The organism is Acetobacter sp. UBA5411 (assembly GCF_002409645.1).
Lineage (GTDB): Bacteria > Pseudomonadota > Alphaproteobacteria > Acetobacterales > Acetobacteraceae > Acetobacter.
In genome coordinates this window covers 220,110-245,251 of the sequence record NZ_DHNR01000041.1, presented here as the reverse complement: position 1 = coordinate 245,251, position 25,142 = coordinate 220,110, and the positions used below count along the sequence as shown (strand labels likewise).

General features: G+C 53.8%; 22 protein-coding genes and 1 pseudogene. 9 read left to right on the top strand and 14 right to left on the bottom strand.

From position 1 onward, the window contains the following. Positions 1 to 18: 18 nt before the first annotated feature. Positions 19 to 1,092: an alkene reductase gene (locus tag B3759_RS15795; RefSeq protein ID WP_291367422.1), complete on the top strand. Its 1,074-nt coding sequence runs from the start codon at positions 19 to 21 to the stop codon at positions 1,090 to 1,092. A 110-nt stretch (positions 1,093 to 1,202) separates the two neighbouring features. Here the strand turns inward: B3759_RS15795 and B3759_RS16925 are convergent, their stop codons facing one another. From B3759_RS16925 to B3759_RS15755, 9 genes are all read right to left on the bottom strand, one after another. Next, complete coding sequence (locus B3759_RS16925) at positions 1,203 to 1,430, bottom strand: hypothetical protein (RefSeq protein ID WP_408736504.1); 228 nt, start codon at positions 1,428 to 1,430, stop codon at positions 1,203 to 1,205. Further along, entirely contained in the window at positions 1,346 to 2,572 is a 1,227-nt protein-coding gene (locus B3759_RS15790; protein ID WP_291367420.1) for a DUF2142 domain-containing protein, read from the bottom strand. Before B3759_RS15790 ends, B3759_RS16925 begins: the two co-directional genes overlap by 85 nt. 17 nt (positions 2,573 to 2,589) lie before the next feature. Next, a complete protein-coding gene (locus tag B3759_RS15785; protein ID WP_291367418.1) occupies positions 2,590 to 4,017 on the bottom strand; it encodes a DUF2142 domain-containing protein in 1,428 nt (475 codons plus the stop codon). Positions 4,018 to 4,046: 29 nt separating this feature from the next. Further along, positions 4,047 to 4,997, bottom strand: a complete 951-nt coding sequence (locus tag B3759_RS15780) for a glycosyltransferase family 2 protein (RefSeq protein WP_291367416.1) — start codon at positions 4,995 to 4,997, stop codon at positions 4,047 to 4,049. Between the two features lie 129 nt (positions 4,998 to 5,126). Beyond that, positions 5,127 to 6,146, bottom strand: coding sequence for a zinc-binding alcohol dehydrogenase family protein (locus B3759_RS15775; RefSeq protein WP_291367415.1), 1,020 nt, complete (start codon positions 6,144 to 6,146; stop codon positions 5,127 to 5,129). A 90-nt stretch (positions 6,147 to 6,236) separates the two neighbouring features. Continuing rightward, positions 6,237 to 7,901 (bottom strand): NAD(P)/FAD-dependent oxidoreductase, encoded by a 1,665-nt coding sequence (locus B3759_RS15770; RefSeq protein WP_291367413.1) that lies wholly within the window; start codon positions 7,899 to 7,901, stop codon positions 6,237 to 6,239. Positions 7,902 to 8,002: 101 nt separating this feature from the next. Then, positions 8,003 to 9,079, bottom strand: a complete 1,077-nt coding sequence (aroC, locus tag B3759_RS15765) for a chorismate synthase (protein WP_291367410.1) — start codon at positions 9,077 to 9,079, stop codon at positions 8,003 to 8,005. Between the two features lie 18 nt (positions 9,080 to 9,097). Further along, on the bottom strand, positions 9,098 to 9,934 hold the full coding sequence (gene fabI, locus B3759_RS15760; RefSeq protein ID WP_291367408.1) for an enoyl-ACP reductase FabI: 837 nt from the start codon (positions 9,932 to 9,934) through the stop codon (positions 9,098 to 9,100). Continuing rightward, positions 9,931 to 10,059: a hypothetical protein gene (locus B3759_RS15755; protein WP_291367406.1), complete on the bottom strand. Its 129-nt coding sequence runs from the start codon at positions 10,057 to 10,059 to the stop codon at positions 9,931 to 9,933. Before B3759_RS15755 ends, fabI begins: the two co-directional genes overlap by 4 nt. Here B3759_RS15755 and pdxH point away from each other — a divergent pair. Beyond that, positions 10,058 to 10,696, top strand: a complete 639-nt coding sequence (pdxH, locus tag B3759_RS15750) for a pyridoxamine 5'-phosphate oxidase (protein WP_291367404.1) — start codon at positions 10,058 to 10,060, stop codon at positions 10,694 to 10,696. The two genes, B3759_RS15755 and pdxH, sit on opposite strands and share 2 nt — an antisense overlap. 26 nt (positions 10,697 to 10,722) lie before the next feature. Further along, positions 10,723 to 11,169 carry a GNAT family N-acetyltransferase gene (locus B3759_RS15745; protein ID WP_291367402.1) on the top strand — a complete coding sequence of 149 codons (447 nt, stop codon included), beginning with the start codon at positions 10,723 to 10,725 and terminating at the stop codon, positions 11,167 to 11,169. A gap of 67 nt (positions 11,170 to 11,236) precedes the next feature. Here the strand turns inward: B3759_RS15745 and B3759_RS15740 are convergent, their stop codons facing one another. Continuing rightward, on the bottom strand, positions 11,237 to 11,734 hold the full coding sequence (locus tag B3759_RS15740; protein WP_291367400.1) for a DUF1543 domain-containing protein: 498 nt from the start codon (positions 11,732 to 11,734) through the stop codon (positions 11,237 to 11,239). Positions 11,735 to 12,023: 289 nt separating this feature from the next. Here B3759_RS15740 and B3759_RS15735 point away from each other — a divergent pair, with 289 nt between their 5' ends. After that, on the top strand, positions 12,024 to 12,902 hold the full coding sequence (locus B3759_RS15735) for a universal stress protein (protein WP_291367398.1): 879 nt from the start codon (positions 12,024 to 12,026) through the stop codon (positions 12,900 to 12,902). Between the two features lie 69 nt (positions 12,903 to 12,971). Here the strand turns inward: B3759_RS15735 and B3759_RS15730 are convergent, their stop codons facing one another. Next, the gene (locus B3759_RS15730; protein ID WP_291367397.1) at positions 12,972 to 13,883 is read right to left on the bottom strand and encodes a LysR family transcriptional regulator; all 912 of its coding nucleotides are present in this window, start codon (positions 13,881 to 13,883) and stop codon (positions 12,972 to 12,974) included. A 100-nt stretch (positions 13,884 to 13,983) separates the two neighbouring features. Here B3759_RS15730 and B3759_RS15725 point away from each other — a divergent pair, with 100 nt between their 5' ends. Both B3759_RS15725 and B3759_RS15720 read left to right on the top strand, forming a co-directional pair. After that, a complete protein-coding gene (locus tag B3759_RS15725) occupies positions 13,984 to 14,799 on the top strand; it encodes a DODA-type extradiol aromatic ring-opening family dioxygenase (RefSeq protein WP_291367395.1) in 816 nt (271 codons plus the stop codon). A gap of 26 nt (positions 14,800 to 14,825) precedes the next feature. Then, positions 14,826 to 15,434, top strand: coding sequence for a YceI family protein (locus B3759_RS15720; RefSeq protein ID WP_291367393.1), 609 nt, complete (start codon positions 14,826 to 14,828; stop codon positions 15,432 to 15,434). Between the two features lie 181 nt (positions 15,435 to 15,615). On the opposite strand, the gene B3759_RS15715 is transcribed toward B3759_RS15720, so the two are convergent. Together B3759_RS15715 and B3759_RS15710 are read right to left on the bottom strand one after the other, a co-directional pair. Further along, positions 15,616 to 17,049, bottom strand: a complete 1,434-nt coding sequence (locus B3759_RS15715; protein WP_291367391.1) for an APC family permease — start codon at positions 17,047 to 17,049, stop codon at positions 15,616 to 15,618. Then, a complete protein-coding gene (locus tag B3759_RS15710) occupies positions 17,046 to 17,849 on the bottom strand; it encodes a carbon-nitrogen hydrolase family protein (RefSeq protein ID WP_291367389.1) in 804 nt (267 codons plus the stop codon). Before B3759_RS15710 ends, B3759_RS15715 begins: the two co-directional genes overlap by 4 nt. Positions 17,850 to 18,278: 429 nt before the next feature. On the opposite strand from B3759_RS15710, the gene B3759_RS15705 reads away from it, so the two are divergent. The 3 genes from B3759_RS15705 to B3759_RS15695 all read left to right on the top strand — a co-directional run bounded on the left by B3759_RS15705 (position 18,279) and on the right by B3759_RS15695 (position 23,181). Continuing rightward, entirely contained in the window at positions 18,279 to 19,082 is an 804-nt protein-coding gene (locus B3759_RS15705) for an SDR family NAD(P)-dependent oxidoreductase (RefSeq protein ID WP_291367387.1), read from the top strand. Positions 19,083 to 19,896: 814 nt separating this feature from the next. After that, positions 19,897 to 22,206 carry a TonB-dependent receptor gene (locus tag B3759_RS15700; protein WP_291367385.1) on the top strand — a complete coding sequence of 770 codons (2,310 nt, stop codon included), beginning with the start codon at positions 19,897 to 19,899 and terminating at the stop codon, positions 22,204 to 22,206. Between the two features lie 54 nt (positions 22,207 to 22,260). Then, a complete protein-coding gene (locus tag B3759_RS15695; RefSeq protein WP_291367383.1) occupies positions 22,261 to 23,181 on the top strand; it encodes an isopenicillin N synthase family dioxygenase in 921 nt (306 codons plus the stop codon). Positions 23,182 to 23,283: 102 nt separating this feature from the next. Here the strand turns inward: B3759_RS15695 and B3759_RS16965 are convergent. Next, positions 23,284 to 25,035: pseudogene (locus B3759_RS16965) on the bottom strand (TRCF domain-containing protein); the annotation flags it as partial. Between the last annotated feature and the right edge of the window lie 107 nt (positions 25,036 to 25,142).

The following is a 25,142-nucleotide window of genomic DNA, read 5'->3' as shown; positions in this document are numbered from 1 at the left end:
TTTTAAGAAGGATCTGTCATGCCCAGCCTGTTTGAGCCGATTGAACTGGGAAGCATTTACGCCAAAAACAGAATTCTCATGGCGCCGCTGACACGTGGCCGGGGCACCCGCGAGCATGTACCCACTCCCATCATGGCCGAATATTACGCGCAACGCGCTGGGGCCGGTCTGATTATCTCGGAAGCGACTGGTATCAGCCGCGAAGGTCTTGGCTGGCCGTATGCGCCGGGTCTGTGGTCGCAGGAACAGGTAGAAGCCTGGAAGCCTATCACCGCTGCAGTCCATGCAAAGGGCGGAAAGATCGTGGCCCAGATCTGGCACATGGGCCGCATGGTGCATTCCAGCGTGACGGGTCAGCAGCCTGTGTCCTGCTCGGCGACAAAAGCACCTGAAGCGCTCCATACTTATGACGGCAAACAGGCTCCCGAAATTGCCCGTCCTCTTACCAGGGAGGACATTGCCCGCATCCTGGACGATTATGAAAACGCCGCTCGCAATGCTCTTCAGGCAGGCTTTGACGGTGTGCAGATTCATGCCGCCAACGGTTACCTGATCGACGAATTCCTGCGGGACGGCACCAACCATCGTTCCGACGAGTATGGCGGTTCGCCGGAAAAGCGCATCCGCTTTCTGCGTGAAGTCACGGAACGCGTGATCGCAACGATTGGCGCGGACAAAACGTCAGTACGGCTGTCCCCCAATGGCGATACGCAGGGCTGCATCGACAGCCATCCCGAGCAGGTTTTTGTGCCGGCCGCAAAGCTGCTGAATGACCTCGATATCGCTTTCCTTGAACTGCGTGAGCCCGGACCAAATGGCACATTTGGCAAGACCGATCAGCCCAAGCTGCACGGCCAGATCCGCGAAGTCTTCAAGAAGCCGCTGGTTCTGAATCAGGACTACACACGGGAAGAAGCAATCGAAACAGTCGCTACCGGTGTTGCGGACGCCATTGCGTTCGGTCGGCCTTTCCTCGCAAATCCGGACCTTGTCCGTCGTCTGGAAGACAATCTGCCCCTGAACAAGGACGATATCCGCACTTGGTACTCGCAGGGCGCAGAAGGCTATACGGATTATCCATGCGCAAAATAATCTGATTCGTTCATTGCTGGTTCTCTGCACTTTGTTGTGGAGAACCAGCTATCACTATCTGAGTTAAGGTCGTTTTTTGATTCTACCTCAGACTCTGTGTGATGAAATTTTCACCAATACCTTACAAACAATACGTTCATGATTGTTAATGCATCCACAATCCAATAAGCGCCAAACGCGGCAATCACCACCCGATTCAAGACCGGTGAGGGAGTTACTGGAGCTCCTTGTTTCAATTGAGGAAACAAAAGGGCTAGAAACGGCACGATAGGCAGGAAATAACGTCCCTGCACGCCGCGTACGACTGGAGCGCCGACTTTAGTCCAGATGACATACAAAGCCAGAAAAACGAGGCATGAAGCTGCCAGAGTACAAAGCAGCGTCGTGATCGAGACCTTTTTTCCTGAGGCACAGCCTCTCTATTAGGAAAATGGAAAAACGAGACAATAAAAATACCCAAAAACAGAAAAAAAGTCAGGTAGTAATAAAAATATGGAAGAGGCACATCAAGCCACCCCAGAATTCCAATCCCACTTTCAATATAACCAAAAAAATTCTTTTCCACTGTATGCAATATAAGAGCTGGCACAGACAAAAAATGCGTCATGATCCAGTGAATCTGCTCACCATCTGATACCCCCGTATCAGGAAGGAACTGTATTTTAACTGGTTTTATAGCAATCCTGCTCCAGACTACTACAGAAATTAAACCAAGAATGGCAGGCAGTAGAGCCAGAAGCTTGTTTCTTCTCAGCATAAACACAGCCGGAATCATTGAGCACATAAGGAGAGGTGGCTTACTAACGGCAAATATTGCGAAAACGATACTTAGAAAACCCCAATTTTTTAGGCTAATCTCAGAAGAACCGTTAAGACGTGTAAGAATGCCTGCAACCAGAACCGCGAGCCCTATCAGGATACCATCCTGCGAACAGGAACCAGCCAAAGCTATGGTCATAGGCATGCTGGCAATGGCCGTTAGAAACAGAACGCCACGCCGCGCCAATGCAATTCCTGCGGCACAAAGTAAAACTGAAATAAACCCATTAACAATTCTGACGGCGTAACTTGTCTGAATTATCGTCATATGGGTGTGTCGCGCGCCCCATATCGTTAACGCAGCAGGTATGTAAGTGAACGGAGCATAGATAACCGTATTAGGAAATCCGACGAAACAGAGTTCTTTATTCCAGGGTCTGTCGGTAAATGTATTAGGCTTCCCCGCCTCAATTCTCTTCGAAGGAGGTCTCTCAAAATCCAGATATACCAAGTTGAAATTACAGGGTAGCAGACCGCCACTGGCAACGGGCGAAAGCCGATGCCCGACTACACCTCCTTCTGCAAGAAATGCAGCCCGGGCAAAATGAGGCATCTCATCGACAACCTGTCCCGGAGGGGTAAGCAAGACACTTGCTGAAACCGCTATTAAAGCAAATACTATGTAACCCAAAGGAAAGAAAAAAATACTTTTACCAGTCACTACAAAACACCTAAAAATCACATGACATAATAGCGTGACAGAACAGAATATAACAGAACGACCGATGACACGACGATCCACCCCGGAGACAATGCAAGCATTATAGTGCGGATCCGACTCTTTATTACGGAGCCATCATATCCCAATATAATGAATGGCAAGAACGGTAAAAGCGGCAAAAAATAACGCCCCTGCACACCAACGATAAAGTTTTGACCTACAGGGGTAAATGTTAGATATTCAAGAAAAAACACAAGAGAAACCGAAGCAAGCAATAAAAATGCAACTCCAAAACGCAATCTAATATAACTGTCAATTTTCAACCTTAATTGACCAACAAAAATCAAAGAAAAGACAAAAACAAACAAAGCCGTAATATAAAACCATTCCGGCATCACTGTATCAATCCACCCCACAACGCCAATCACTTCCTTCCAGAATGGAAGGCTCTCCATGCCCTGATGATCTGTAAAGGCGTGCTCAATTAATTCAGGCACCAATCGGGGGTGCGTAATTAAATTATAGACTTGCTTGCCAGGTGAAGTCTGATCCCACATCGGAATCATAACGAAAAAATGTACGAGCAACATCCAAAAAGCCACAAAGCTGATGGAAATAAAAAAACAAAAAAAGTTAAATTTATTCTTGAATGAATTTTGAGTGAAAAATGGGAGCAACAGGAGTGGGGCATAAGCTGGTCGCCCCAAAACACTCAAAGACAAGAAAGAATAGAACAATACAAGATCTTCTTTACCCTTCAGACGAGAAGGAACAAAATGCAAAAATCTACATAAAAACACAAATGACAACGTAGAAAAACAGATGATAAGCCCATCCTGGCTAACAGAAGAAAAAAGAGAAATCGTCATCGGCAATGATAGAAAAACAGCCAGAAATATTGCAGCGCTACCCGACAATGCTATCGCTATAGATGCGAGACTGACGCACACGATGGCTGTCGTCATACGACTTGTAATCAAAGCCCATTTTACGCGATGAACACCTGAAAACCTTGCCGCATCCAAACCCATAACAGCTGGAAGATAAAGAAGCGGAGAATAGATCGCAGTATTGGGAAATGACTGAAAACCTTTTTCTCCTATTAAAACAGCGTTTCCACGCTCCATCATTGAGCTTGTAACTTTTACATCTGCATGAAATCTTATAGAACTATAAATATCATCAAGTTTGTTGATGCCCAGATCAACCACGCCTCCGGATTGGGCCGGATGTCCAGTTCTGAACGCAATCATTTTACCGGATGATATCTGATAGACGCGGTTAAAATGATTAAATTCATCAGAATTTTCAAACGGGGGAACCAAAATAGCCAACAGCAATGAAACAATTAAAACAGAGCAGAAATAAAAGACTCCCAAAACTCGGGCAGAGAAATCACATCTATGGAAAACGTCAATAAAATTGTTTATTTTTAGAAAATCCACTTAAATTCTCCTGAACAAATCAAACAATTTTATAAAAATGTACCACATGAAAGATAAGCTAACCGTTTCACTTCCAAACGTCCCACCGCCACACTGTCCAGAATTAAACCACACACCAGAGACAAGGCTGCCAAGATTTCACACCCCGTTGCGAGAACAGCAGTTGGCAACCGCGGAACAAATCCGGATCGCATATAATCCGCCACCACCGGCACACCGAGAACAATGCCCAGAAACGCCAGGAAAAAGGCAATAATCGTAAAGAACAACAAAGGACGTTCCTGTTTGACCAATTGGATAATCGTCGTCAGAATTCTGACGCCGTCACTCCATGTGTTCAATTTTGAGGTCGAGCCTTCGGGACGTTCAATATATTTTGTTGGAATTTCACTAATCGGCATACTGAGTTGAAGCGCATGCACTGTAAATTCTGTCTCAGTTTCAAAACCAGATGATGCAGCCGGAAAAGATTTCACAAACCGACGTGAAAACACCCGATAGCCGGATAGCATATCATCTGTAGCACGCCCGAAAAAATGCTGGACCAGCGACGTCAGAACTTTGTTTCCGAGAACATGACCCGGCCGATAAGCCGCCTTTCGATCTGTCACTCGTAACCCCGTCACCATATCAAAATGGTTGTCGATAGCCTCTTCAAGCATACGCGGTGCTGCAGCGGCTTCATACGTCGCATCACCATCCACAAGGACATAGTAATCCGCATCAATATCCGCGAACATGCGACGGATGACGTTACCCTTCCCCTGCATGAATTCCTGCCGGACCACAGCGCCTTCGGCTCGTGCGATCTCCTGCGTTCTGTCACTGGAATTATTGTCGTAGACATACACCGTAGCGAAAGGCAGCGCGGCCCGGAAATCACGCACTACGGTCCCGATCGTGACCTCTTCATTGTAGCAGGGTACCAGAACAGCAATACGGGGAGACTGTTCAGACAAAATTTCTACAGCTTCCATCATTGAACAGTTTCTCGCCATTGTTCCAAAAATTAGGCTGGTCCTATAAGCAAAAGCGCATTTGTGCAAAGTTCATTGCACAAACCCTTATCAGAACCGATTGTCAGGGCCTCATTTCAATCAAAGAAAGAGCTACTTCCCAAAACCTTCGAGAACGATCTTGCCCTTCGCTTTTCCGCTTTCCAGCAGGGCATGCGCCCGACGAAGATTGGCGGCATTGATCGGACCAGCCACATCGCTCAGGGTCGTTCTGAGAACGCCCGCGTCCACAAGGCTGGACACTTCTTCCAGAATTTCAGCCTGCCGGATCACATCCGCTGTCTGGAACGTCGAGCGCGTGAACATCAGTTCCCAATGAGCCGAAACACTCTTGGCCTTGAACGGCATGATGTCGAGAGATGGTGGATCGTCGATAAGACCGAACCGGCCCTGCGGCGCGATCAGCTTCACAACATCCGCAAAATGCTTGTCCGTCTGGGTGATCGAAAAGACATAACCCGGAGCGCTCAGCCCCGCCGCCCCGATCTGGGGAGCGAGAGGCTTGCTATGATCGAGCACAGTGTCCGCCCCCAGCGCTTTCGCCCATTCCGCTGTCTCGGGCCGTGAAGCCGTGCCGATCACCGTTACATTTCCCGGACGACGGGCCAGCTGGACCGCCATCGAACCCACGCCACCGCCGGCTCCGATGATGAGAATAGCCTGCGGCACACCGGGAATCGGGCGTGTGATATCGAGACGATCGAACAGCATTTCCCACGCCGTCACAGCCGTCAGAGGCATGGCTGCCGCTTCCGCCCAACTCAGGGTGCAAGGCTTCTTGCCGACAATACGCTCATCAACGAGATGCAGTTCGCTGTTGCAGCCCTGTCGCGTGACAGCACCGGCATACCAGACCTCATCACCCGGGCGGAAACGCTTCACGTCCGGCCCGACCGCACGCACGGTGCCAGCAGCATCCCAGCCCAGAACCTTCCATTCGCCGGCAGCGGGTTCCGCCCGCATCCGCACCTTGGCATCGACCGGATTGACGGAAACAGCCTTCACTTCAACCAGAAGGTCGTGCCCCTCAGCCACGGGATCCGGAAGCTCGATATCAACGAGAGCGTTCTCGTCCGTCACCGGCAATGATTTCTGATAGCCAACAGCACGCATGGGCGGCTCCCTTCCCGCCGGTTATAACTCCGGCTGATTTTTCGTCACAACAGCCGAAACCCGGCCATTTCGCAAGTCCGTCGTTCAGGCTCAGACAAGACTATCTGATTTTCCACGCAGCAGGCCGTTCGCCTGTCGTCCGGCCAGCGCCAGCGCCACAGCCTCCGCCACGCGAATACCATCCATCGCCGCCGACATGATGCCGCCCGCGTAACCCGCACCCTCTCCAGCAGGATAAAGCCCCGGCGTGTTGAGACTTTCGCCATCATCCTTGCGCGGGATTTTCAGAGGAGAAGACGTGCGCGTCTCCACACCTGTCATCACAGCATCCCCCAGCGCAAAACTCGACAGCTTGCTGGCGAAGACCGGCAGAGCCTCGCGAATGGCGGCACAGACAAAATCAGGCAAGCAGGAATCAAGACTCGTGGGGGTCACGCCCGGGCGGTAGGACGGCGTAACAGTTCCCAGATGGGTCGAAGGCCGTCCCGCGAGAAAATCCTCTACCCGCTGTCCCGGCGCATTGTAATCACCGCCACCGGCAACAAACGCCTGACTTTCCCAGTGCCGCTGGAACGCCACACCCGCCAGCGGATCATCGGGATAATCCACACCGGGGCGCAGTTCGACAACAATCCCCGCATTGGCGTTTCGCTCGGCGCGGGAATACTGGCTCATCCCGTTGGTGACGACACGCTCCGGCTCGGACGTCGCCGCGACAACAGTGCCGCCCGGACACATGCAGAAGGAATAGACCCCTCGCCCATCTTCCGTGCGATGCACCAGCTTGTAATCGGCAGCACCGAGTATTTCGGAACCGGCCTGCGGACCAAACTGATCCGCGTCTATCAGTGACTGAGGATGCTCGATCCGCACGCCGATGGAGAATGGTTTGGCTTCCATGGCCACGCCCTCCTCAGCCAGCATCTCAAACGTGTCGCGCGCGCTGTGCCCCACGGCCATAATGACGTGACGGGTCAGGATCTCCTCACCGTCCGACAGGCGCACGCCGCGAACCTGTCTCTTCTCATCCAGAAGAAGCTGCTCAACCCGCGTGTAAAACCGGTAGGTTCCGCCCGCAGCCTCAATTTCTCTCCGCATATGCTCGACCATCGAGACCAGTCGAAATGTGCCGATATGCGGCTTGGAGAGATAGAGAATTTCTTCCGGAGCCCCGGCGCGAACAAACTCATCCAGCACCTTGCGCCCCAGATGACGGGCGTCATTCACACGGGTGTAGAGCTTGCCGTCAGAGAAGGTACCGGCCCCGCCTTCGCCGAACTGCACATTGCTTTCCGGCGTCAGCTCCGATTTACGCCAGAGCGCGAACGTATCAACCGTCCGTTCACGCACGGGTTTGCCGCGTTCGAGAATGATCGGTTTCAGGCCCATCTGCGCCAGAATGAGCGCCGCCATCAGGCCGCACGGGCCAGCGCCCACAACAACTGGACGCTGAAAATCCGGCTGCGCGAGCAACGCCGGAACATCCACATCCACGGGTTCATAGCGTGTTTCAGGCGTAACCTTGATCTGTGGGTCGTCGTTGTATCGGCTCAGGATCGCCGCTTCATCCGGCACCGTGCAGTCCAGCGTATAGACCAGAAAGATACGTCCCCGTTTACGGGCGTCATATCCACGACGGGCAACGGAAAACGCGCCTATATCCGATACGCTCACTCCCAGACGCTGGGACAGCGCTTCAGGCAGGGCGTCCGGAGCATGGTCCAGCGGCAGACGGATCTCGCTGACTCGGATCATGGGAACAGCTCCTGTAAGGCGATAAGGGACACGCCTGTCGCCTTACGGATTTGTGACCGATTTGAAAAGGGAGAGTCGCTGTCAGATGCAGGAACGACGCGTCAGAGACGGCCGACCTGCCCACGATGACGCAGCAGATGATCCGCCAGAACACAGGCCAGCATCGCTTCGCCCACCGGAACTGCGCGGATGCCGACACAAGGGTCATGACGCCCCTTGGTAATGACATCGACATCCTCGCCTGCGCGATTGACCGAATGCACCGGGATCAGCATGGAACTGGTCGGCTTGACGGCAAAGCGTGCGACGATCGGCTGCCCCGTGGAGATGCCGCCGAGAATGCCGCCCGCGTGATTGCTCTGAAAGGCGACTTCACCGTCCTGCATCCGCATGGCGTCCGCGTTTTCCGGGCCTTCGTAAGCAGCAGTCTCAAAGCCATCACCGATTTCCACGGCCTTGACGGCGTTGATGCTCATCAGGGCAGCGGCGAGGTCTGCGTCCAGCTTGCCATATAGTGGCGCACCGAGACCCGCCGGAACACCTTCCGCGACCACCTCGACAACCGCGCCAACGGAGGAACCTGCTTTGCGGATACCGCCCAGATACTCTTCCCAAACGGGAACACTCTCCGGATCCGGTGAAAAGAAGGGATTGCGCTCCACCTCGCTCCAGTCCCAGCGACTGCGGTCGATGGCATGCTTGCCAATCTGCACCAGAGCGCCACGAATGCGGATATTTTCACCGAGCACGCGTCGCGCAATCGCACCCGCCGCGACACGCATCGCTGTTTCGCGGGCAGAAGAACGGCCACCGCCCCGATAATCACGAATACCGTATTTGGTCTGATAGGCCAGATCGGCATGACCGGGGCGGAAGGTCTGGGCGATATCGCCGTAATCCTTGGACCGCTGGTCTGTATTCTCGATCACCAACGAAATCGGCGTGCCTGTAGTCTGCCCTTCAAACACACCCGAGCAGATTTTCACCTGATCCGGCTCGCGACGCTGCGTCGTGAAGGAGGACTGGCCCGGGCGGCGCTTGTCGAGAAACGGCTGGATGTCCTCTTCGGTCAGACTCAGCAGTGGCGGACAGCCATCCACCACGCATCCGATCGCCGGCCCGTGGCTCTCACCCCAGGTCGTGACACGGAACATATGCCCGAACGTGTTGTAGGACATCCCTGACCGCTCCCGTTCTTACTCGCCAGCTACCGAAATATCCGGAGCCTTTGGGTTCTTCATGCCGACAATATGGTAGCCGCTGTCAACATGATGCACCTCACCGGTCACACCACGGGACAGGTCGGAGAGCATATAAAGACCAGCCCCGCCAACTTCTTCCAGCGCCACGTTACGCTCAAGCGGAGCGTTATATTCGTTCCACTTGAGGATATAACGGAAGTCGCCGATACCGCTGGCGGCCAGCGTCTTGATCGGGCCAGCGGAAATCGCGTTCACGCGGATACCGTCCGTTCCCAGATCGGCGGCCATGTAGCGCACGGAGGCCTCAAGCGCGGCCTTGGCGACGCCCATGACGTTATAATGCGGCATGACACGCTCGGCCCCAAGATAGGACAGGGTCAGCAGCGAACCACCATTTTTCATCAGGGCAGCCGCACGGCGAGCGACAGCAGTGAAGGAGTAGCAGGAGATGTCCATCGCCGTGAGAAAAGCCTCGCGGGGAGTATCCACGTAACGTCCACGCAGATACTGCTTGTCCGCCCAGCCAATGGCATGAACGACAAAGTCCAGACCGCCCCATTCCTTTTCAATTACGGAGAATGTTTCGTCGATAGCGGCGTCGTCAGATACATCACATGGCAGCACGAGTCTGGCGCCAATGCTGTCGGCAAGAGGGCGAACGCGCTTGCCCAGCGCCTCCCCCTGATAGGTGAAGGCCAGTTCACCGCCCTGCGCCGCAACGGCTTTCGCAATGGCCCAAGCGATGGAGCGATCATTCGCCACGCCCATGACAAGGCCCTTCTTTCCGCGCATCAAAGTGCCGGTGGCCGGTGCAAGGGTGTCCTCAGTCATACGAAAACCTCGACTGTTACAGTGATGACAAGATGGCTCGGGTCGTTGCACAACACGCGGGCGGGAACAAGCCCGACGAGAACAAGAATCCTTTCCACTCGTGACAGGGAACGGGGAACATCCATGAGCACTTCCAGCGACGAAGCACCACAAACCCCTGAAAATCAGCCATTAATCGATCTTTCAGCTGATCCGTTCGATCTTTTTTCTGCATGGATGAAGGATGCGGAAGCATCGGAACCGAATGACCCGAATGCAATGACTCTCGCCACAGTTTCACCGGAAGGGCGACCTTCCGCACGTATCATTCTCCTCAAGGGATTTGATAAAAAGGGGTATTGTTTCTACACCAATCTGGAAAGTCGCAAGGGACGCGAACTGACCGCAACCCCGGTTGCCGCCCTGTTGTTCCACTGGAAAAGCCTGCGACGCCAGATCCGTATCGAAGGCACTGTTGCACCCGTGACGCCAGAAGAAGCTGATGCCTATTTTGCAACGCGTCGTCGCATGTCGCAGATCGGTGCCGTTGCCTCCGACCAGTCGCGTCCCCTGCCCGATCGCGCTACCTTCGAGAAGCGCATCCACGATGTAGAAGAGAAGTATGCTGGTCAGAGTATACCGCGGCCCGCCAACTGGTCAGGCTTCCGACTGTTGCCAGATCGTTTCGAATTCTGGCAGGATCGTCCTTATCGTCTGCATGACCGCGCCATCTGGGTGCGGCACGGAGCGGACGCATGGGACGTGACGCGCCTGTATCCATAAGGCGACACGCATTTGGAGGCTGACACATGAATATCCCTCTTGTCATAAGGGACATCCAGGCCTCCGATGAAATCGCATGGCACCGGTTATGGGCGGGCTATAACCGGTTTTACGAGGCGACCGTACCACCGGACGTGACCCGCCGCACGTGGGAACGCCTGCTTGACGCAACCAATCCTCTTTTCTGCCGCGTTGCTGAAAAAGCAGGAGAAGTTATCGGCTTTACCAATAACGTTCTGCATGAAGGCACATGGGTCGCAGAACCGATCTGTTATCTTGAAGATCTGTTCGTGACGCCCGAGGCTCGTGGATGCGGCGTGGGCCGCGCTCTGATCCGGGATCTTGTCGATCTGGGCAGGAAACAAAACTGGTCACGGCTTTACTGGCACACGAGAGAAAACAATCCAGCCCGCAAACTTTATGATGAGTTTGTCAAAGCGGATGATTTTGTAAGGTATAGAATGGATCTGTAGGTTTTTTTGACAGTCCCATGATGAATTAGGACTCTCATCATTCTCCATGGTCTCTTTACAGAGATCTCTAAATTTTTTGATATCCCTGCCAAGCCGCCACGACAGGCTTGCCTTCTTCCTGAGGCGTCAAGTGGATATACAGGCCTTCGATCTGTTCCAGTGAAACACAATCATCAACCTCCATAAAATTATCTCTGTGACGATGAGACCGCCCGGGCAGCAGAATACTCTTAGCCTTCGCTTTTGCCTCATCGGCTGATTCAGCAACCAGAAAAGCAAATTCATGCTCTTCCCTGAGAGCCCCTTTCTCATACCCGCCCATATTGATGAAATATAACTTTCTGTCGCATTCCGGAGGCTCTTTCTGCACTGTTACAGCAAAGCCATCCGCCCATTCCACAACGCCATAAGCATCAATATGCAGGGAATTCCGGGTTCCGAACCATCTTTTCACCAAGGCGGGATAAGTCTCTTCCGGTTTTTCGGCCACAGCGAACTGAACGTCATGCACTTCGATATTGGCACCCGGAGCTGCGCCACCCAAGTAGAATACAAATAACTTCATATGTGTTCCTCAAAATAGAATTCTTCTCTTTGTTGCCAGAATTTATACAACACAGAGAAAGGGAGAAGCCTCAAAAAACATTCAGATCATAATGATCCTGTTCAAATGAGCGCCATCCCAAAAACAGGAAAAAGCAGGAATTCCGCAAGAATAGTCTCCTGAGAAGGCAGGCTTCCCCCCATTTCGCCCTCTTCCTTCATCACATAACCATCAACGATGTAACTTTTGGCCGTTTCGTGCGTTTATCCTGTACAATAAGAGCAACAAGCCCTAACGGCAGGAGCGCATCATGAAACAGGTCAGCAAAATCCTCCTTCCCCTCAGCAGCGCACGCAATGCCGAAGCCGCCTTTGTTTCTGGCGCCAACTTCGCCCGCCGGTTCTCGGCCCATCTTGCCGTTCTGCATGTCCGCTCGGATGGGCGCGACATCGCCCCTCTTGCGGGCGAAGTACTGACCGGCGGCATGGTGGAAGAACTCATCGCCTCCGCCGAGAAGGAAGGCGGCAAGCGCTCCCGTGAAGTGCAGAACGCCTTCGAGGATTTCGCAAGCCGCACCCCGGACATCGAAGCTGTGCCGCCCCGCATCCCGTTTCCGCAGGGGCGACCAAGCATGAGCTTCAACGTCCTCAAAGGCTCAGAAAGCGAGGTCATCCCTTGGCATGCCCGGCTTTCCGACTTCACGCTCGTGCCGCACCCGGACAGTGGAGATGAGGTTTCCTCTTCCGAGGCCCTTCATGCCGTGCTTTTCGATAGCGGACGTCCCGCCGTCATCGCCCCCCGTATACCGATGCCTCACTTTGTAAAGCGCGTGTGCATCGCGTGGAATGGAACGGCAGAAGCCGCTTCGGCGCTTCGTGGAGTTCTCGCATGGGCCAGCACATCCGAGAGAGTCCGCGTTCTTCATTGCGAGGATTATCAGCGTCGCGGTCCGGATGCGCGGGAAGTCGTGGATTACCTCTCCATGCACGGCATCGCTGCCGACCGGCAGGAATTTCAGGCCATTGACCGCGATATCGGAAAAGGACTTCTGGGAGCCTGTCAGGATTTCGGTGCCGACATGCTGGCGATGGGCGCCTATTCCCACTCCCGCCTGCGTCAGCTCATTCTCGGCGGCGTGACGCGCCATGTTCTGGAAAACAACACGCAGCTTGTGTTGATGAGCCGCTGACTTATCCGAGGCATTCCCGCCGTGACCGAAGATGTTGTCCTGTCCGCTTCCTGCAGGACAACACCTTTTTCAGATCTCCCAAGGCGGTGTTTCTCCAAAACATTCCACCAGATAATCAATCAGCACGCGGGTCTTGAGCGGCACCGTCAGAGCAGGCGCATAGACCGCCTGCAATTCCGGCCCTTCCAGAAGCGGCATGTCCAGATCAAGAATTCTCAGATCTCCACTTCGAACCGAATCAGCCACAATAAACAGAGGCTGATAGATAATTCCCATCCCCGCCAGCGCCGCCTGTGTCAGCACATCGCCATTATTTGCGCTCAACGGTCCGGACACCGGGACCGTCACCTCACCATTCCTGCCGAAGCTCCACCGACCAACACCAACAGCTTCGCTGAGCGTGTAACCAAGACACACGTGAGTGCCGAGTTCAGCCACCGTTTTCGGCTCACCATGCTGCCTGAGATAAGACGGTGCCGCACACACGACAAAACGAATACGGGCCAGTCTGCGCGCTTTCAGACTGCTCGCTTCCATCCGTCTGATTCTCAGAGCCAGATCCCAGCCCTGCGCAATCAGATCCACCAGAACGTCATCCAGCCCGAGCTCCACAAAAACTTTCGGATACCGCCTGCTGAATTCCGGCAAAACCGGCCCCAGATATCGGATAGCGAAAGACACAGGCGCGTTCAGACGCAACCTTCCCCGTGGTTCACGCCCCCCGGCAGCGACCTCATGTTCCATTTCATCGAGATCACCAAGAACCCTTCGACACCCCAGCAGATAATTCTCCCCCGCCTCCGTCAGAGACAGACGGCGCGTGCTGCGGTGAAACAGCGTCACACCCAACCGTTCTTCCAGCGCCACAATATGGCGCGTCACCATGGTCTGGGAGAGAGACAGAGTGCGGGCGGCCGCGGCGAAACTGCCTTGCGAAACCACACGCACGAAGACCTGCATGCTTGTCACCCTGTCCAGCATCTCACACTCACAGTTCCAGATATCTTGCCTGAAACAGGCATTATCACAGCTCAGGTTGGATGCCATTGTTCAATGAAGCGTACCATCGGGGGACAACTTCATGACTGACACCGCTATCTCCAAAGAGGAACGTCAGCCCGCTCTGTTCCTGCCACACGGTGGCGGACCATGCTTTTTCATGGACTGGGCAGGGTGGGACAAGATGGAAGCCTACCTCCGGAACGTTGCCGCTACGCTGTCGCGCAAACCCTCAGCCATTCTTGTGGTTTCGGGCCACTGGGAAACCCGTGTGCCGACAGTCACGACAGCAGAAAAACATTCTCTGCTTTATGACTATTACGGATTTCCCGACCACACCTATCACCTGAAATACCCTGCCCCCGGCTCGCCCGCTCTTGCTGCTCGTGTGAGGTCATTGCTTACGCAGGCTGACATACCAAGCGCCGAGGATGACAGTCGCGGACTGGACCACGGCGTGTTCATCCCCTTCATGCTTGCCTTTCCGGAGGCCGACATTCCCATCGTGGAACTGTCCCTGCGTGAAGACATGAATGCTGCCGAGGAACTTCGTGTCGGACGAGCCCTCGCTCCCTTGCGGGACGAGAATGTCCTCATTGTCGCAACCGGCATGAGCTATCACAATCTCCGGCAGTTCATGACGGGAGATCCCTCGACAGACGCCACCGCGCGTGGGTTTGACACTTGGCTTGCCCGGACTGTGGAAGCAGCCCCTGCCGAGCGGGATCAGGCGCTGGTTAACTGGGAACAGGCACCCGGCGCACGGATATGCCATCCTCGTGAAGAACATCTTCTCTCCATCATGATCGCCGCCGGTGCCGCCGGACAGGATCGAGGCACACGCACCTACAGCGATGTTGTGATGGGGAAGGCTCTCTCAGGTTTCCGTTTCGGATAACTTCCTTTCAGACAAGGATACATGCGATGAAAAAAAGAACATTTCTCACTTCCTCTCTGGCAGCTTTCAGCCTGATCGCCACACTGGGAACCGCCAGTGCCGCATCGCTTCCGGCCGATGTCCCATCGGGTCAGTATGCGATCGAGCCGGGACATACGCAGGTCATTTTCTCCCTGCTGCATTTCGGTTTCACTAACTATAGCGGTCTGTTTTCAGACGCCTCGGGCACACTGAAATTCAATCCCAAGCATCTCGACAAGACGAAACTTGATATCACGCTGAAAATCGACAGTGTTCAGACGACAAGCACTCGCCTGACCGATGAGCTGAAAAATGCCGACTGGTTTAATGCGGCCCAGTTTCCAACGGCAACCTTCGTTTCAAGCAGCGTGACCCCGACGGGTGAAGGTGAAGCCGATATCACCGGCAACCTGACCATTCACGGCGCCACCAAACCCTCTACGATCCATGCCCGTTTTATCGGTGCAGGCGTCAATCCGATGGACAAGGCTTATACTGTCGGTTTTGAAGGCACAGCGACGGTCAAACGCAGTGAATTCGGTATCAGCAAATATCTGCCAGTAGTCGGTGACGATGTCACGCTGACCATCGCAGGCGCGTTTGAGAAGAAGTAAGTTTAGCTAAGTTCTTTCGTAGAAAGTCATGTTTAGGCCCGACTTTCTGCTGCGATACCATCCGCTACGCTGGAGCATTTCTCTCAACGCTCCAGCTGTAGATATCGCTTCGAGCCGCGCTGGTTTTCGCATCAAAGCCAATAACGAACCTGGCCTTACCAGCTATTACCGTTCGGGGTCATTATATCTCCTGCCCCTGCGGCATTTGCCCTGAAACTTTCATCTCACGTCCACCGAGGCACCAACCGCCCAGCAATGCGACAAAAGGCATAACAGCCAGAAACGTGCTGATCCCCAAAGAAAGCCCCGTAATGGTCGTGAAGTTATCAAGAATGATAAACAGCACGCTGGCCAGCACGAACACGGACAGAACCGGGCACCAGTTTGTCGACAGACTCCCCACCTTCTTTACTCTATTGTTCCGAAAGAACATGACCACTGCGGTAGATGTGAGAATCATCAGCAGCACGATGCCCACTGTCGAGATACCGGCCATCGAGCCAAAAACCGTCACCAGCGGATCGGCTCCGGACAACGCGGCAACGCCAACCAGCAGGAACGCCGTAATGGTCTGCACCACAGAAGAACTGTGCGGTGAGGCATGACGGGAATGGGTCTGCGCCAGAAAACCGGGCAGAATGCCTTCTCGACCAAGCACAAGCTGATAACGCGCAATGATGTTGTGGAATGACAGCAGACAGGCGAACAGGCTGGTCAACAGCAATACTTCCATGACGTTGCGCATGCCCGTGCCCACATAACGATTGGCAGTATCCAGAACCATATTGCCGCCGTCCGCCAGATATTTGCGGGCTACGGCGGTCACGGAATCAGCACCCCAGGCTTCAATCAGGCACCAGCAGGAAAAGGCGTAAAACACACCGATGATCGCCACAGCACCATAAGTCGCACGAGGAATGGTGCGCTCAGGATCACGCGCCTCGTCCCGGAAAATTGCAGTAGCTTCAAAGCCCAGAAAGCCCGTGATGGCGAAGAGGAGCGCCACGGCAAATGGCCCCATCGGCTCCGCCACACCTGTGGTCACGGGAGCCGCAACGGGAGATGGATGCATCACGATGGCTGCATTCATGATGACCACCACACCGATTTCCCGAACCAGTGCGATACCGAGAACACGCGAACTGAGTTCGATGTGCCGGTAGCCGAGCGTGCCCACCACCGCCAGCACACCAAAGGCATAAAGCCACCAGGGAAGATGCGGACCTCCCCACTCCCTGATGGCGTCATCAACCGCCCAGCCGAAAAAGCCATAAACGCCAACCTGAATGGCGGTATAGGTCAGCAGAGCCACAAAAGCCGCGCCGCAGCCGATACGTTTGCCTAATCCTTCCCGAATGTAAGAAAAAAACGCGCCGGCCTCCTCCATAAAAGGCGTCATGGCGACGAAACCGACCGAAAACAGCATCAACACGAGTGCTGCTGCGACAAAACCGGTCCACGCATAGGGACCATTTCCCTGAGCAATGGCGAGCGGCACGTTTCCACTGACCACCGTCAGGGGCGCAGCAGCCGCCACGACCATGAAAATGATTTCAGTCACACCCAGATTACCGGAAAGGCGGCCTTGCGAAGAAGAAATATCCGTTTTCTTCATGCTCTTTCCTTTCGTATGTCGGAGATCAGAGATCGATAAGCGGATGGCCGCCTGTCCTGGAGATAGGGGTTGTCGTGCTGGGCACGGGCAACCAGACCGGGCTCGACATCGGCGATAATCAGTCCATCACCATGCTCGATCCGGGCCAGAACAGAAGCGTCCGGCGCCACGATCTGACTGTTACCCACATATTGGGTGTTACCTTCCCGTCCATCATGATTGATGTATGCGAGATAGATCTGGTTTTCCCATGCCCGCGCACGGATCACTTCACGGGCGACAAAAGTGAAAGGCTCCATCTGCGCCGTCGGGACAAGAAGCAGTTCACACCCTGCCAGAGCTGTGGCCCGCACATATTCGGGAAATTCCACGTCGTAGCAGATCATTGCAGCAATTCGGATGCCCATAAACGACACGACTTCAGGATTAGCGTTTCCCGGCAGGAAGAAATGGCGATCCAGTTCGCCGAACAGATGCTGCTTGCGATAACGCAGCACTTCCTGCCCCTCAGACGTCAACATGACCGCGCTGTTGTAGAGACCTTCGGGTATATTTTCTGCAAAACCTACAAGAATTGCGAGACTGTGCCGCTGAGCGATCTCCCTGATCGCAGGAATCGGGTCTGTCCTAGCAAGCTTAAACAGGCATTCACCAATGTCATACCCCGTCACAAACAGCTCGGGCGTGACAAGCAAATCCACTCCAAGCGCGTGCGCTTCACCGGCAGCCCGGTCGAGCTCCCGCAGATTGGCAGCCACGTCACCCGGCGTTCCTGCTGTCTGAAGTCCGGCAATCCGCATTTCAGTTGGCTCTCTTTCTTACGATAACGCAACAGACCTACACGAAAGAGAAACGGCTGTGCAATGACTTCACGAGAAGCGCCTGAGGATGGGAGATGAAGAGCCCACTCTGAAACGACTGCTTACCGGGACATTTTTCTTCTCCAGAATTGAGCATTCAAGACAATTGGGGCAATCAATTTTGTCTCATTTTTATGGTTTTAACCGCACTCAGAGGCTTGAGATCGTAAAAAAAGCCATCATCTGGCGGACTTCGTGCGGCAACATCATGGAGAATGCTACTCCGTAAAAAGTGATGAAGACCTGCCAGAAAACGATGTGAGACCGGAGATTTTTATGGACACCAAGATCGAATAAATAACGAGAAACGCAACCACTTCTCTTCCAATGCATTCTTTCTTTGAAGCATCAACATTCGGGAGACCTTTCATGCCTTCAACGCTCTCCAGCAGACAGTTTGAGAACAAGAGAGTTTTTATCAGTGGAGGCAGTCAGGGCATTGGTCAGGCTCTTTCCCATGCTTTTGCACGGGAAAGCGCACGTGTTGCTGTCAATGGACGTCACAAGGAAAAACTGGATGCTTTTCTCCCTACTCTTCAAGCCGTAAGTTCTGGCCCTCATCTCTCCAGTCCGGCCGATGTGGCCGATGAACAGTCAGTCATCAATGCGATCGATCAGACGTTCCATGAGTTTGGTGGCCTCGATATTCTGGTTTGCAACGCGGGCATTCTTTCGGAATCACCTTCCGAAGATGTTACATACGAAGACTTCATGAAAGTCATGAATGTGAACGTTACGGGCGTCATGTTCTGTGTGCGTGAGGTGCTTAAACGCTGGCTGAGCAACGGCACCAAAGGAAGCATCGTCATCAATAGCTCGGTGCATCAGATCATCCCAAAACCTGCTTTCCTCGCCTATTCCGCCAGCAAAGGCGCCGTAGGCAATATGGTCAGAACATGGGGACTGGAATACGCATCACGCGGCATTCGCGTAAACGGTGTCGCACCCGGTGCAATTCTCACACCGATGAATGACGCATGGATGAACGATCCAGAGAAATATGAAGCCGTTTCATCACATATTCCTATGGGCCGCCCCGGAAAACCAGAGGAAATTGCGGAACCAGTGCTATTTCTGGCCTCCGATCTGGCTTCCTACATCACTGGGCAGACGCTGTATATTGATGGCGGCCTGACGCTTTATGCCGATTTTGCGAAAAACTGGAGTTCTTAAATAATGCTCCAATTATATACACTCTAAAATAAACTTATCACCAACAACAAATCCTGCATCACAAAATAATCAATGCACTTCTTTTTCTATTCCACATCATATCCAGAGATCGATAAGAAACCGATTTACCCCGCAGGCGAAAATAAATCTGTCAGAAAGCCGATTCTATACAGTCTTTTGGCACACTCCCTACGGCTTCAATCATGCAGTTCTTTAGTCATAAGAAGACTATTTCAGTCTCGCCAAACTACGGCTGCGGATTGAAAGAAACGATAATTCACACAAGCATTGTCCAGAAGGACATAGCGGAAGCCCTCCTGAGCACGAGCTTGAGTAACCCTTGAGATAACGATGACGAGGGAAATGTGCAGCGCATACTTAATGCGACGACACTCCCCCTATGATTTAAGCGTACACTATCAGTCTTTCCGTCCAGGAGCCGCAATGTCTGGACTATCCCCTAACCTCGCAGGATCTCACGATAAGACAGTTTTTTCGAAAAAACGTCTCATCGGCAATCTGCCCCTGAGAAAGGGCTCAATCAATTCTGAGCTCACTCGGAAAGTTACAGACAGATTTAAAGAGCTCTCCAATTTATGTTACAATAAAGCAACGTCTGCAGCTTCTCAACCAATCTGCCTTTCTGAAAAGGTCTGATGTGCTGGAAATGGCATCATAGAGATGCTTTATATCCCCATAGACCAAAACGATACCGAAATGAGACGATCCGATAACGAATCGGAAAGCGATCGGAAAATCTTGAGAGGTTCAGGAAGGCAACATGCAGAATTGTATACGGAAGCGTAATAGATACATGCTTTCTACGGCTTTTTCCGCCGCAGTTCGCAACAAAGAACGTCTGTATACGATAACCTGTCTGGCTGGTGTTTTCTCTGCCTCAGCCTTCCTGCCTGAAGCACAGGCTGCGTCTCCGACAAAACACTATAAATCAGCGAAAACCACAGCGACTTCGGGCTCCTCTGCCGCTTCTCATGCTGTCCACACACCCGCAAAAGCCTATGCCAAAGGCACAGAAGAGATAAGAGTTACCAGATCGCGACAGGCTTTGAATGGCGGCGGCGGCATGATGCGGGTCGAGACTGCGCCTCATGCAGTGCAGACGGTCTCAAAGCAGTTCATTAGCATGCGTTCACCAACCAGCACGGCGCTGGATCTGGTCAAGAATGTTCCCAGCCTGAGCATCTCGACGCCTGACACCAGCGGCATGCAGGGCGGCATGATTCAGGTGCGTGGCCTGACTGATCTCGATATGGCGCTGATGATCGACGGCGCTCCGGCTGCTGCAGCCAAATACATGAGTGAAAATCTTGATTCCGAAAATCTGGAGATGATCACCGTCACTCCAGGAAGCTCTGCAACAGCGCTTCCTGCGATGTCTGCCGCAGGCGGCGTCCTTGAAGAGCGTACTCATACTGCTGCCAAAAAATTCGGCGGTATGGTGGACTTTTCCTACGGCACTAATAATCTCTCCCGTGAGTTCATACGTCTGGAATCCGGCGAGATCGGCAATAGCGGCGTACGCAGCTATTTCTCATTCTCGAACAGTCATAGCCGCAGTTGGATGGGCGCCGGCATCAATCAGCGCCGCCACATTGATTTCGGGCTTCAGAAAGACTGGGACAACGGTTCAAACGCCAAGTTCTTTCTCTCATGGAACAATGCCGATTTCACGATCGACAACTACCCCACTGAACAGGAATTTTTTCGCTACAAGAAAACCGGCGAAGGCTGGGGACGATCAGCCCAATCCTCCAGCGACAACTACTGGAAGAACAATCGCGATCACTGGAATCAGATCTTCCTGACTGCACCGGTGCATATTGTTCTTCCAGCGAAGTTCTCGTTCGATCTTCAACCCTATTTCAGCTTCGGTCAGGGTTGGGATGCCGCGCCCGGCGGATATGACAGCGCAGGACAGAACCTGACCAGCTTCTTTCTCCAGAACTCAACCAAGCAAGTTGGTGCTGTATCAAAGCTGAATTACGAGATTGATCGTCATAATCATATTACTGGCGGCTACTGGTATGAGAATGACTATACGGATCAGTCCTACCCGACTGGGCTGACCAACGCGAACGGCACACCGCCCTCCCCCTGGGGTCTTTACAAGACAACTTCCCCTTACGGGCAGAATGCCGGATACGAAATTCACGGACTGTTCCTGGAAGAAACTGCGAAATACCTTCAGGATCGCCTCACCATTCATGGCGGGTTCAAATTCGTGATGGTCAATTCGTGGACGTCTGATCCTTATAACCGTTACAGCAGAAACACGACCGAGCCGCTTCCCCAGCTTTCAATCGGTTACAAGATCAACGAGCACAACCAGATCTATATCAATGCCGAAGGCGACTATCGTCAGCCAAGCGCCGTTGATATGGGCTGGATGCCCACCAGTCCGAACTTTCTCAAAAACCAGTATTCCATCAAGGAAGAGCTGGGATATCGCTATCATGACAAATACATCATCGCTGATGTCGCGTTCTTCAATTACAATGTCACAAACCGCATCGTGAACCAGTATATCGGCATGAACAGCTTCCTGCCGTTCTCGATCGGCAATCAGACCATGCGTGGTTTCGATGTCTCGATTTCCGGACGTCCCATCCATGGGTTCAGTCCGTTTGCTTCTGTCGAATACCTGCATGCCACGCAGGACAGCAACGTCATGGATCCCTATACCAGCACCATGATCCACTCGAAGGGTTCGCAGGCGGTCCTGTCACCGCATGTGGTGGCGAATTTCGGCCTGACCTATACCTACAAAGGCTTTTTCGCGAACGGAACAGTGCATTACACCGGACCTCAGTCTGTCAGTGTTGCTGGCGATCAGCATATTCCGGGATATGTCACTGACACGCTTTCTCTGGGATATCACTTTCAGCCCTTCATGTTTGCAAAGTCTCCGACTTTCCGTCTGAACTTCACAAATCTGACCGGTTCTATCGTCCGGACCGGAGCGATGGGTGTGGTCTACAGAGGCAGCGACGCCAACACACACCCGGTCTGGAGCGGCAATTCCGCACCCGGCACCGGATATGGCAACTCTTTCATGGTTGAACCTCGTTTCAGCATGACAGGCACGGTTTCCACATCATTCTGAGATCGGAGCAATGGCGGCTCAGGCCGCCATTATCGTTTCAAGAGAACCCATTTTATGCACCCTGAGATTCCTGTCATAGATATCTCTCCCTTGCGTATGGGAGCAGACAAGGAACGCGCGGAAACCGCACATGCTCTCGGAAAAGCTAGCCGTGAAACAGGATTTTTCTATATTTCAGGCCACGGCGTGTCTCCGTCCACACTCCAGACCGTTTTTGATGCGTCTCATGCGTTTTTCGGGCAATCGACTGAAGAAAAAAACAGACTCGCAATGAGTCGACTTGGCCGTAATCGCGGTTATGTCGGACTTGGTGTCGAACGTCTGGATACGCGTTCGAAACCGGATCACAAGGAAGCCTTCAATATCAGTCTGGATGAAACTGATGCGGATTCCGTCTGGCCTGATATTCCGGGATGGCGCGATGTCATGCGCTCGTATTTCTCAACCTGTCTCGATCTTGGGGCCGCCCTCCACCGGGGCTTTGCTCGTGATCTGGGCGTTGAAGAAGATTTTTTCGTAAAAAGTTTTCGAAATCCGCAAGCCACGCTGCGTCTTCTTCATTATCCGGCTCCCTCTACTTCCTGGGATGAGGATGTGCCGGGAGCAGGCGCTCATACTGACTACGGTAATGTCACCATTCTCGCAGTGGACAGCGTGTCAGGACTACAGGTCCGTCCCAGAGGACAGGACTGGATAGATGCCCCACTCATCCCGGGCACTTTTATCTGCAATATCGGCGACTGTCTCATGCGCTGGAGTAACGATGTTTATGTCTCCACGCCGCATCGGGTTCTTCGCCCTGCACGAGAGCGCTATTCGGTCGCCTTTTTCCTGGATCCGGACGATGACGCAATCGTAGATCCCATACTCAGCGGACCGGAAGATCATCCGCATTATCCGCCGGTTACTGGAAAAGACTATCTGGCAGAACGTCTGAACGCGACTTATGGCCGCGCAGAGCGAAAAAACGTATAAACGCAAAGGTTCATGGAACAAGTTTTCCTATGAACCACATGGCTTTTTGCAACGACGCCATCGGACAAAAGCCTGACTATCCAAAAGAGAGGGATAGTCTTTCTACCCCTCAGCCTTTGCCGCCAGCTTGGCCAGCACTGCTGTCACCTTCTGCGCCAGCCCTACCCGCTGCGCATTGAGCAATTCGCGCACGATGGACAGTTTCTGGTCCGGACGGACACGGATCTGTCCATCCGTCCACTTGCCCATCCAGCGGATAAGCCCATCCGGATTGGCGAAGTGATTGCCACGGAACTGGATCACCATGCCTTTCGGACCCGCCTCCACACGCTCGATACCGGCGGCACGGCAGGACCGTTTGATCGCCACCACATTAAGCAGGTTTTTCAGCTCAGGGGGCACTTCACCGAAGCGATCCACCAGTTCGGCTTCCATCGCCTCATCCTCGGCAGCCGACGCCAGCGAGGCGATCCTGCGATACAGGCCGAGCCTGACAGGAAGATCCGTGACATAGGTGTCGGGGATGAGAACCGGCAGGCCGAGCACAATGTTCGGCGTCCAGTCACGGTCTTCCCGCTTGGCCTTGCCCTTTTCAGCCCGCAGATCCGCCACAGCGTCCTGCAACATCTGCTGATAAAGCTCGATGCCCACTTCACGGATATGACCGGACTGCTCGTCGCCCAGCAGATTACCTGCGCCACGCAGATCAAGGTCATGAGAAGCCAGCGTAAAGCCAGCGCCCAGCGTGTCGAGCGTCTGCATGATCTCAAGCCGCTTCTGGGCGGCAGCAGACAGAAGATGCGTCTGCGGCCACGTCAGATAGGCGTAACCACGCTGCTTGCCGCGCCCGACACGTCCACGAAGCTGGTAAAGCTGCCCCAGCCCGAACATGTCGGCGCGATGGATGATGAGCGTGTTGACGGACGGCATATCCAGTCCGCTTTCCACGATGTTTGTGGAAAGCAGAATGTCGTATTTGCCATCAGCAAATTCCGTCATCACCCGCTCAAGGTCGGTGGGCGACAACTGACCATGCGCCTGAACCACCTTTGCGTCCGGCACAATGTCGGCCAGACGTTCCGCCAGACGGTTCAGATCTTCGATACGCGGCGCGACACAGAAAATCTGCCCGCCACGGAAGCGCTCGCGCTGGATCGCCTCGCGGATCACCACGCTGTCGAACGGCATGATGAACGTGCGCACAGCCAGACGGTCGGTCGGCGGCGTGGCGATCAGGCTCATCTCGCGTACGCCGGACAGGGAAAGCTGAAGCGTGCGCGGCAGCGGCGTGGCGGAGAGCGTCAGCACATGCACATCCTCACGCAGGGCTTTCAGCTTCTCCTTGTGGCTCACGCCGAAATGCTGTTCCTCGTCGATAATCAGCAAGCCCAGATCAGCGAACTTCACAGTCTTGGCCAGCAGCGCATGCGTGCCGACCACGATGTTCACCGTGCCGTCGGCAATACCTTTACGCACCTCGGTCGCCTGCTTGGCGGTGACCATGCGCGAAAGCTGCGCGACGTGAATCGGGAAACCTTCAAACCGGGTCTCAAATGTGCGGAAATGCTGACGGGCCAGAAGTGTGGTTGGCACCACTACCGCCACCTGTGTGCCGGACATTGCCGCCACGAACGCCGCACGGAGCGCCACCTCGGTCTTGCCGAAGCCGACATCGCCGCAGACAAGACGATCCATCGGACGCCCCGAGGCCATGTCCTCGATCACATCTGCAATAGCACGGGCCTGATCGTCCGTTTCCACAAACGGGAAGCGAGCACAGAACTCCTCCCACAACCCTTCCGGCGGGGCCAGTGAAGGCGCTTCACGGAGCGCACGCGCCGCCGCCGTGCGGATGAGCGCGCCCGCCATGTCGCGGATGCGCTCCTTCATCTTGGACTTGCGGGCCTGCCACGCCACGCCACCCAGCTTGTCGAGCGCCACACCGGCCTGATCCGAGCCAA

What these genes read in the sequence shown, in the direction of transcription:
- B3759_RS15795 (WP_291367422.1), top strand. Translation starts at nt 19, where the DNA reads ATGCCCAGCCTGTTTGAGCCGATTGAACTGGGAAGCATTTACGCCAAA.
- B3759_RS15780 (WP_291367416.1), bottom strand. Translation starts at nt 4,997, where the DNA reads ATGATGGAAGCTGTAGAAATTTTGTCTGAACAGTCTCCCCGTATTGCT.
- B3759_RS15775 (WP_291367415.1), bottom strand. Translation starts at nt 6,146, where the DNA reads ATGCGTGCTGTTGGCTATCAGAAATCATTGCCGGTGACGGACGAGAAC.
- B3759_RS15770 (WP_291367413.1), bottom strand. Translation starts at nt 7,901, where the DNA reads ATGATCCGAGTCAGCGAGATCCGTCTGCCGCTGGACCATGCTCCGGAC.
- aroC (WP_291367410.1), bottom strand. Translation starts at nt 9,079, where the DNA reads ATGTCCTACAACACGTTCGGGCATATGTTCCGTGTCACGACCTGGGGT.
- fabI (WP_291367408.1), bottom strand. Translation starts at nt 9,934, where the DNA reads ATGACTGAGGACACCCTTGCACCGGCCACCGGCACTTTGATGCGCGGA.
- pdxH (WP_291367404.1), top strand. Translation starts at nt 10,058, where the DNA reads ATGAGCACTTCCAGCGACGAAGCACCACAAACCCCTGAAAATCAGCCA.
- B3759_RS15755 (WP_291367406.1), bottom strand. Translation starts at nt 10,059, where the DNA reads ATGGATGTTCCCCGTTCCCTGTCACGAGTGGAAAGGATTCTTGTTCTC.
- B3759_RS15745 (WP_291367402.1), top strand. Translation starts at nt 10,723, where the DNA reads ATGAATATCCCTCTTGTCATAAGGGACATCCAGGCCTCCGATGAAATC.
- B3759_RS15740 (WP_291367400.1), bottom strand. Translation starts at nt 11,734, where the DNA reads ATGAAGTTATTTGTATTCTACTTGGGTGGCGCAGCTCCGGGTGCCAAT.
- B3759_RS15735 (WP_291367398.1), top strand. Translation starts at nt 12,024, where the DNA reads ATGAAACAGGTCAGCAAAATCCTCCTTCCCCTCAGCAGCGCACGCAAT.
- B3759_RS15730 (WP_291367397.1), bottom strand. Translation starts at nt 13,883, where the DNA reads ATGCTGGACAGGGTGACAAGCATGCAGGTCTTCGTGCGTGTGGTTTCG.
- B3759_RS15725 (WP_291367395.1), top strand. Translation starts at nt 13,984, where the DNA reads ATGACTGACACCGCTATCTCCAAAGAGGAACGTCAGCCCGCTCTGTTC.
- B3759_RS15720 (WP_291367393.1), top strand. Translation starts at nt 14,826, where the DNA reads ATGAAAAAAAGAACATTTCTCACTTCCTCTCTGGCAGCTTTCAGCCTG.
- B3759_RS15715 (WP_291367391.1), bottom strand. Translation starts at nt 17,049, where the DNA reads ATGAAGAAAACGGATATTTCTTCTTCGCAAGGCCGCCTTTCCGGTAAT.
- B3759_RS15710 (WP_291367389.1), bottom strand. Translation starts at nt 17,849, where the DNA reads ATGCGGATTGCCGGACTTCAGACAGCAGGAACGCCGGGTGACGTGGCT.
- B3759_RS15705 (WP_291367387.1), top strand. Translation starts at nt 18,279, where the DNA reads ATGCCTTCAACGCTCTCCAGCAGACAGTTTGAGAACAAGAGAGTTTTT.
- B3759_RS15700 (WP_291367385.1), top strand. Translation starts at nt 19,897, where the DNA reads ATGCTTTCTACGGCTTTTTCCGCCGCAGTTCGCAACAAAGAACGTCTG.
- B3759_RS15695 (WP_291367383.1), top strand. Translation starts at nt 22,261, where the DNA reads ATGCACCCTGAGATTCCTGTCATAGATATCTCTCCCTTGCGTATGGGA.